Genomic DNA, 7602 nt, shown 5'->3' with positions numbered 1-7602 from the left:
CTTGAAACTACAACCACTCAAGAAGAAACTACAACCGAGCCGCCTACAAAAGCTTATGAGACTGATGAAAATTATACAAGGAAAATTGATTTTGATTCGTTGAAGGCTACAAATCCGGATGTTATCGCATGGGTGTATATTCCCGGAACTGTAATTGATTATCCTGTATTATGGAAAGAATATGATATAGACTATTATCTACATCGTGATATTAACCATAAAGAATCTTATTACTCTGTCTATATGGATGGATATAGTAATACAGATTTCTCAACACTTAATAATATTATCTATGGACATCATATGAAAGATGGTACTATGTTTACCGATATCACAAAATTTAAAGATGAAAATTTCTTTAAAGAACATAGAATGATATATATTTATACACCTCAAAAGACATACAGGTTGAAAACTTTTGCGGCACTTTACTCTGATGCTGCACCTGAAAGAAGGCAGACTTATTTTGATGATATGAATTATTTTCATGACTATGTTGATAGAATGACTAAGGAATGTAGCTATAGAGATATACCTACTACAGGTATAGATAAAATATGGTCATTTATTACCTGCTCTTACGAGGGAGATAACACAAGACCGATACTATATGCGTATGAATTAAATGATGATGACGAACCACAAAGATATGATATTTCTACTATTGATTTTGGTGAGGATCACAGATAAACTTATGGCTATAGTTTAATGATATAACATTTAGTTATATCATATATATAATATAACAAATTGACATTTATTATAATGGTGCTATAGTAAATGGCGAACCAATATAATTTTATTGTTTTGTCTTTATTCAAAACTATATACTAATACTTTTTAATATTGGGAGGTAAAATGAGACGAGTATTTTCACTTATTGTAGACAATTCTGTAGGTGTTTTAAGTCGTGTGTCAGGTCTTTTTTCAAGGAGAGGTTATAATATTGACTCTCTCACTGTTGGACAAACTGCTGACCCACGTTTTTCAAGAATGACTGTTGTTTCTATTGGTGATGAAGACACACTTGATCAGATAGTAAAACAGCTTAGAAAACTTGAAGATGTAAGAGATATCAAGGTTTTAGAGGAAGGCAAGAGTGTTTTCCGTGAAATTGTAATGATAAAAGTAAAGGCTAATGCCTCACAAAGACAGGATATAGCTGCCCTTTGTGATATTTTTAGAGCCACTATCGTTGATGTAGCAAAAGATTGTTTGACAGTTATGCTTACAGGTGATAATTCAAAACTTGAAGCACTTTCAAAACTTACAAAAACCATCTCAACTGTTGAAAAATACTACGTTGATGACATTAAATTTAAAGAGATAATTGACAAAGCCATCGCTGGTTTGATGCAAAATTTAGATGCTCACTCAAGCTTTTTAAATGAAAAAGCATATAAAGATATGCAGGTGCAAACAAGCGGAGAATTTGGCGGACTTGGCATAACAGTTGGCATGAAAGATAGCGCACTAACCGTTATCTCGCCTATCGAGGACACTCCAGCTGATAAAGCAGGCATAAAAGCAGGCGATATCATTTTAAGGATCGATGGCAACTCAACTATCGGCACAACGATAGATGAAGCCGTAAATAAGATGCGCGGCAAGCCAAAAACTCCGATAACAATTACAATTTTGCGAAAAGGCGAGCAAAAGCCATTTGACGTAAAGATCATAAGAGATCTTATAAAGGTTGAGTCTGTCTATGCAAAAATGATAGAAAATGAAAACATCCTTTATATACGCGTCACAAATTTTGACAAAAACGTCGTTACAAAGGTCAAAGATGCTATCAAAGAGCATCCAAAAGCAAATGGCATCATACTTGATCTTAGAAACAACCCTGGCGGTCTTTTAAATCAAGCTGTCGATCTAGTGGATCTTTTCGTAGATAACGGCATCATCGTATCTCAAAAGGGTCGTGATGCATCTGAAAATGTAGAGTATAAAGCAAGCGCTAGCAAAACCTTATCAAAACTCCCACTTGTTGTCCTTGTAAATGGCGGAAGTGCAAGCGCTAGCGAGATCGTCAGTGGTTCATTGCAAGATCATAAGCGTGCGGTGATAATCGGCGAAAACACATTTGGTAAAGGTAGCGTTCAGGTGATCTTACCAATAGATGATACAGAAGCGCTAAGACTAACCATTGCAAGATACTACTTACCAAGTGGCAGAACTATCCAAGCTGTTGGCGTAACACCTGATGTAGTCGTGCATCCTGGCAAAGTGCCGCAAAGCGATGATAGTGCATTTAGCATCAAAGAGAGCGAACTAAAAGCACACCTAAAGAGCGAGCTAAACAAGATAAATCCAACAAGCGAAGGCAATAAAACTGAAGCAAAAGATGATAAAAATATAATCACACAGAAAAAAGTCGATGAGGATATTCAGTTAAAAACAGCGATTGATACGATCAAAATTTTAAAGATAAAACAACAATAATCTAAAGGAGAACAACATGCAAAAAAGAGAGCTTATCTACGAGGGAAAAGGCAAGAAAATGTACGCCACAGACGATCCAAATCTACTTGTGGCTGAATTTAAAGACGATCTAACAGCATTTGATGCTCAAAAAAGAGGCAACGAAGCTGGCAAAGGCGCACTAAATAACAAAATCTCTACTCAGCTTTTTAAACTGCTAGAGAGCAAAGGTATCGTCACTGACCTTGTTGAGACCATCAGCGACACTGAGCAAGTGGTCAAAAAATGCGAGATCATACCTCTTGAAGTTGTTGTGAGAAATATCGCAACTGGCTCACTTAGCAAAAGACTTGGCATAAAAGAAGGCACAGTTCTACCTTTTACACTTGTTGAGTTCTACTACAAAAACGACGATTTGCACGATCCGCTAGTTACTGACGAGCACTGCATCATCATGGGTCTAGTAAAGAGCGAAAAAGATCTTCAAACCCTAAGACACACAGCAAGAGAGATTAACTCTATCTTATTTAAATTCTTTGCAGAGAGAAATTTAAAACTAGTTGATTTCAAAGTCGAATTTGGTATCGACAAAGATGGCAACATCATCTTAGCTGACGAGATAAGCCCTGATAGCTGCAGATTTTGGGATGCGACAACAAACGAAAAACTTGACAAAGATAGATTTAGACAAGACCTTGGTAGCGTAAAAGTAGCTTACGAAGAAGTTTTAAGAAGAATTCTTTCTTAAGGACAAAGATGAAAGCTGTCGTAAATATAGCATTAAGAAGTGGGGTCCTTGACCCTGCTGGTAAGGCAGTAGAACACGCGCTAAATTCGCTTGGATTTAGCGGTGTTTCAAATGTCAGGATAGGCAAACAAATCGTTTTAGACATCGACGAGAGCGATAAAAACAAAGCAAAAGAGCAGCTAAAAGTGATGTGTGAAGAGCTTCTAGCAAATACCGTCATCGAAGACTACGAGATCGTGCTATGAAAGTAGCGATCATACTTTTTCCTGGCACAAACTGCGAAGAAGACACAGCTCACGCCTTTGGGCTACTTGGCTGCCAAACGCAGATCATCTGGCACAAAGAAGATAAGATCGATGCTGATCTAGTCGTTTTGCCTGGTGGTTTTAGCTACGGCGACTACCTAAGAACGGCTGCGATAGCTAAATTTAGCCCAGCGATGCAGGCTGTAAAAGAGCATGCGAAAAAAGGCGGCTACATTTTAGGAATTTGCAATGGCTTTCAGATGCTTCTTGAGCTTGGACTTTTAAAAGGCGCGATGAGAAGAAATGAAAATTTAAATTTTGTCTCAAAATACCACCACCTAAAAGTAATCTCAAATAACAATAAATTCCTAGCAAATTTAGCTAAAAACGAAGTAGTAAATATCCCTATCGCTCATGGAGAGGGCAACTACTACACAGATGAAAATACGCTAAAAAGCCTATATGATAACGAGCAAGTCTTGCTAAAGTACTGCGACAGCCACGGCAATGAGATAAATCCAAATGGCTCAGTTGATAGTATAGCTGGGATTTGCGATGAGAGCAAAAAGATCTTTGGTCTTATGCCTCACCCAGAGCGCGCTTGCGAGAAAATTTTAGGCACAGATGATGGTATGAAGATGTTAAAAGGGCTAGTTTGGTAAAACGAACACTTTTTATCGCCCTACTCGCGCTAAATTTATTTGCCGCAAACACTGATGAAGTCAGCGTTTTTGACATGATGGATGAGGCAAGAGAGGATAAATTTGTAAATAGCCAGGCATCAAAGCCGCAAACAAAGACTCCAAGTGAAGAAGATATATCAAGAAAACTCGTCTCTCCACGCTCTATCGCCCCACAGCCAGAGCGTATCACTCCAGAGCAGATGCGAAATATCGTACCGACAAACGAACCAGACATCAGCGTCCCTGACAATCAAGTCTATGACAAGATTAAAATAAAAGACCTCCTTTTAAAAGCGACAAATATCCCTAAAAATGTCGTAGTAGGAGAAATTTTTAGCGTTGAGATCGTAGCTGATACACAAAGTGATCTTGAGTTTGAATTTGAGACACAGCTTGATGAGACAAATATCAAATGGTTAAATAAGAAGAATTTTCAATGGGTAAAAGGTGAAGAAAACAAATACATCGGCACTTTCTACCTTGAAGCAACGAGCATTGACGCAAAGACTTTACGTGTTAGCTTGGATCTAAAAAGAAATGGCGAGAACTATCAAAACTCAAACATAAATATCTTTTTACCAAAGCTAAAAGAGCTTAGAAGTGACGAAAACTACAACCACATCGTCGCTGATAACCTTGAGGTAAAGAAATTTAAAACGACTAAATTTGATGATATAAACAACATCATGGTCGTTGAAATTTACGGCAACAATGTCGATCTAAGCGCCTTTAATATTGAAAACAAAACGATCCTAAAGCAAGGCGTAGATACGATAAATGGCGACTTCAACTCGCAAAGTGCATACTATTTTGCAGTATTTAAGCCAAACAAAAAGACGCTTGACTTTAACTACTACAACCTAAAAAAAGCTAAATTTGAGAGCTTTTCACTGCCTGTGAGCGTCGAAGAGGACGAGGTTAGCACGCAGATCGGGCTAAATCCAAAACAAAGCGAATTTAGCACCTACAAAGATATCACGATCTACTCTTGTGTGGCAATCCTTATCTTGCTAGCCATTTGGCGCAGGAAATTTAGCTACTTTTTCGTGGCGGCGGTCTTTATCGCGCTTGGAATTTACACTTACAATCCTTTTGGTAAAGCTGTGCTAAAGCCTGATGTTAGCGTTACTATCCTGCCAACTAAAAATTCGACCATTTTTTACACATCTCGTAAAAATGAAAGTGTTGAAATTTTAGACAAAAAGGGCGACTACTCGAAAATTTTATTTCAAGATGGAAAGATCGGCTGGGTGAAAAAGGACGACCTTGTCAAAAATTAGAGCTATTTTCTTCTCTATCACATTTGTTCTTAGCGTTTTTGTCGTGGTCTTTTTTATGTGGCTTTTTAACTCGAAAAATAGACCTATTAGAAAAGTTTGGGGCAGAGCCCAGAGATTTTTTGGTGGCTATACGCTTGAGGTGGTTGGAGAGTTTAAAGATGAGGCAAATATCTTACTGATAAATCATCAAAGTATGCTTGACATCATCGTGCTTGAAGAGGTGCACCCTAAAAATCTTTGCTGGATCGCAAAGGCGCAGATCGGAAAAATTCCTATCATCGGTAAAATTTTGAGCCTTCCAAAGATGATAGCAGTCGAGCGCGAGAACAAGCACTCGCTCATAAAGCTTTTAAAAGAAGCAAAAGATAGAGTTGAAAACGGCCGCGTTTTAGCGATATTTCCAGAAGGTACAAGGTCTCAAACCAAAGAGCTACTACCATTTAAAGGTGGTGCGAAGTTGCTAGTTGAAAAGCTAAATTTAAAGGTTCAGCCTATCGTGATCGTTGGAAGCGATGCGATAAAAGTGAAAGAATTTAGCTTTGAAAAGGCTGACATCAAGCTCTTTTGTCTTGATCTAGTCGATACTTCTAAAGAGGACTGGCTGGAGGATACAAGAGAGAGCATGCAAAAAGTCCTAGACGAAAATAGAAAATAACTCTTCTGCTTTGCAATATCTAAATTTGCAAAGCCTCTGCTCTATTTTTATCCGTAAATTTTATTTTATATGTTTAAATTTTATAAAAAAGTATTTGAAATTTTGGGTTTAATTTTAAAAAGGTCTAGGCAAAGCTAGACCTAAAACATTAAATTTAAGAGATAAAAACTTAAGTTCTAAAGACACTTAGTTTTGTGTTTAGCGCGTCTGTCATCTTGTTTAGATGTTCAGCTGCAGAAGCTATCTCTTCTACGCTTCTAGCATTTTCAGATGAAATTTGATTGATCTCTGAGATGCCATCCATGATCTCATTTACATTCTTACCAGTTGCGATGTAGTCTTGCATAGTCTTATCAGACATCGCTATGGCATTATTCATCGTTGCGCTCATATCATTTATCGTCTTTTCAACGTCGCTTGCCACATGGGTTAGCTCTTGAATTTGTTTAGAGTTGATACCCATTTGCTCGCTGCTATCGTTGATCGCTTGAACGATAACGTTGATAGTTGCATTTATCTCTGTTAGAGACTTTTGAGTTCTTTCAGCTAGCTGTCTAACCTCGTCAGCAACGACTGCAAAGCCACGTCCATGCTCACCTGCGCGTGCTGCTTCGATGGCAGCGTTAAGAGCAAGTAAATTTGTCTGATCAGCGATATCGTTGATAACCACAAGCACTGATTTTACCTGCTCAGCGTCACGGCTAAGCTGCTCGATCTTGCCAGCCATTTGGCTCTCTACGTTTGCAGAGTCTACTATCTGAGATGATAGAGATCTGATAGCGTCAGTTGCTGTTTTTATATGAGTGCTTGCCTTTTGAAGGTCGTCTTTACCAGCTTGAGCTATAGATAGAGACTCTTTCATGCTTTCTTGCATAGACTTGCATCTTTGATTTGTCTCTTCGACGATCTGGGTTGATTCTTCTACGCGTTTGCCTGTTTGAAGAGAGGTAGAGCTTAGCTCGTTTGCAACTGAGCTATTTTCGCTTGAAAGGTTTTTAGTGTCGCTTATAAGCACTCTTATGCGCTCTATGAAGTTATTTATATCATTGCTTATTTTAGCTATCTCATCTTTGCCGTAGATTGGGATTTTAAGTGTAAAGTCAGATGTTATAGCATTTAAATTTGCTCCTAATCTATCAATAGGATTTGCAACCATCTTTTTAAGTAGTAATATAGAAACTATAATAAGAAGTAAAGTAACTATAATGCTTGCGATGATGAAGTTTTTGCTAACTACTTTTTGAGGTGTTAAGAAGTCATCAGTAACAGCTGAGCCAAGCACGATCCAGTTAAGCTTGTCAAATGGCTCGTAAGCAACCACTCTCTCAACTCCGTCAGTATTTATGAGTTTGACACCTTCTTTAGTTTTTACTATGTCATCAACTATATCTTTTAGCTGACCTTCTGGTGCTTTGCCAGCTAGTTTTGGGTGGATGTCATAGACATTTGTCTTTGTATTAAAGATTGAGAAGTATCCACGCTCGCCTAGCTTCATTTGTGCCATTGTCTTTTGAAGATCTTCTAAGCCTTCAGTGAAGTCATAACCTATAAATAAAACTGCTACAAC

The 7602-nt window shown here is 38.0% G+C and carries 8 protein-coding genes; 7 read left to right on the top strand and 1 reads right to left on the bottom strand.

Annotated elements, in window-relative coordinates; translation table 11 throughout:
- The 7 genes from Q0296_RS08180 to Q0296_RS08150 form a co-directional block, all read left to right on the top strand.
- Window positions 1-690, top strand: a 690-nt coding sequence (locus Q0296_RS08180; RefSeq protein WP_298039179.1) for a class B sortase, incomplete at its 5' end; no start/stop codon positions are given.
- 168 nt (window positions 691-858) lie between these two features.
- On the top strand, window positions 859-2445 hold the full coding sequence (gene ilvN / locus Q0296_RS08175; RefSeq protein ID WP_298039177.1) for an acetolactate synthase small subunit: 1587 nt from the start codon (window positions 859-861) through the stop codon (window positions 2443-2445).
- 16 nt (window positions 2446-2461) lie between these two features.
- Window positions 2462-3172 (top strand): phosphoribosylaminoimidazolesuccinocarboxamide synthase, encoded by a 711-nt coding sequence (purC, locus tag Q0296_RS08170; protein WP_009293856.1) that lies wholly within the window; start codon window positions 2462-2464, stop codon window positions 3170-3172.
- A gap of 8 nt (window positions 3173-3180) precedes the next feature.
- Window positions 3181-3417, top strand: coding sequence for a phosphoribosylformylglycinamidine synthase subunit PurS (gene purS, locus Q0296_RS08165; RefSeq protein WP_009293857.1), 237 nt, complete (start codon window positions 3181-3183; stop codon window positions 3415-3417).
- Window positions 3414-4079, top strand: a complete 666-nt coding sequence (purQ, locus tag Q0296_RS08160; RefSeq protein ID WP_103635244.1) for a phosphoribosylformylglycinamidine synthase I — start codon at window positions 3414-3416, stop codon at window positions 4077-4079. Before purS ends, purQ begins: the two co-directional genes overlap by 4 nt.
- Complete coding sequence (locus Q0296_RS08155; RefSeq protein WP_298039172.1) at window positions 4073-5380, top strand: SH3 domain-containing protein; 1308 nt, start codon at window positions 4073-4075, stop codon at window positions 5378-5380. Before purQ ends, Q0296_RS08155 begins: the two co-directional genes overlap by 7 nt.
- Window positions 5367-6035 (top strand): lysophospholipid acyltransferase family protein, encoded by a 669-nt coding sequence (locus tag Q0296_RS08150; protein ID WP_298039170.1) that lies wholly within the window; start codon window positions 5367-5369, stop codon window positions 6033-6035. Before Q0296_RS08155 ends, Q0296_RS08150 begins: the two co-directional genes overlap by 14 nt.
- A gap of 169 nt (window positions 6036-6204) precedes the next feature.
- On the opposite strand, the gene Q0296_RS08145 is transcribed toward Q0296_RS08150, so the two are convergent.
- Window positions 6205-7602, bottom strand: a 1398-nt coding sequence (locus tag Q0296_RS08145) for a methyl-accepting chemotaxis protein (protein ID WP_298039168.1), incomplete at its 5' end; no start/stop codon positions are given.

The sequence above is a fragment of the uncultured Campylobacter sp. genome, from assembly GCF_937890585.1.
Classification (GTDB): Bacteria; Campylobacterota; Campylobacteria; order Campylobacterales; family Campylobacteraceae; genus Campylobacter_A.
This window is presented reverse-complemented; position numbering and strand designations above follow the sequence as displayed.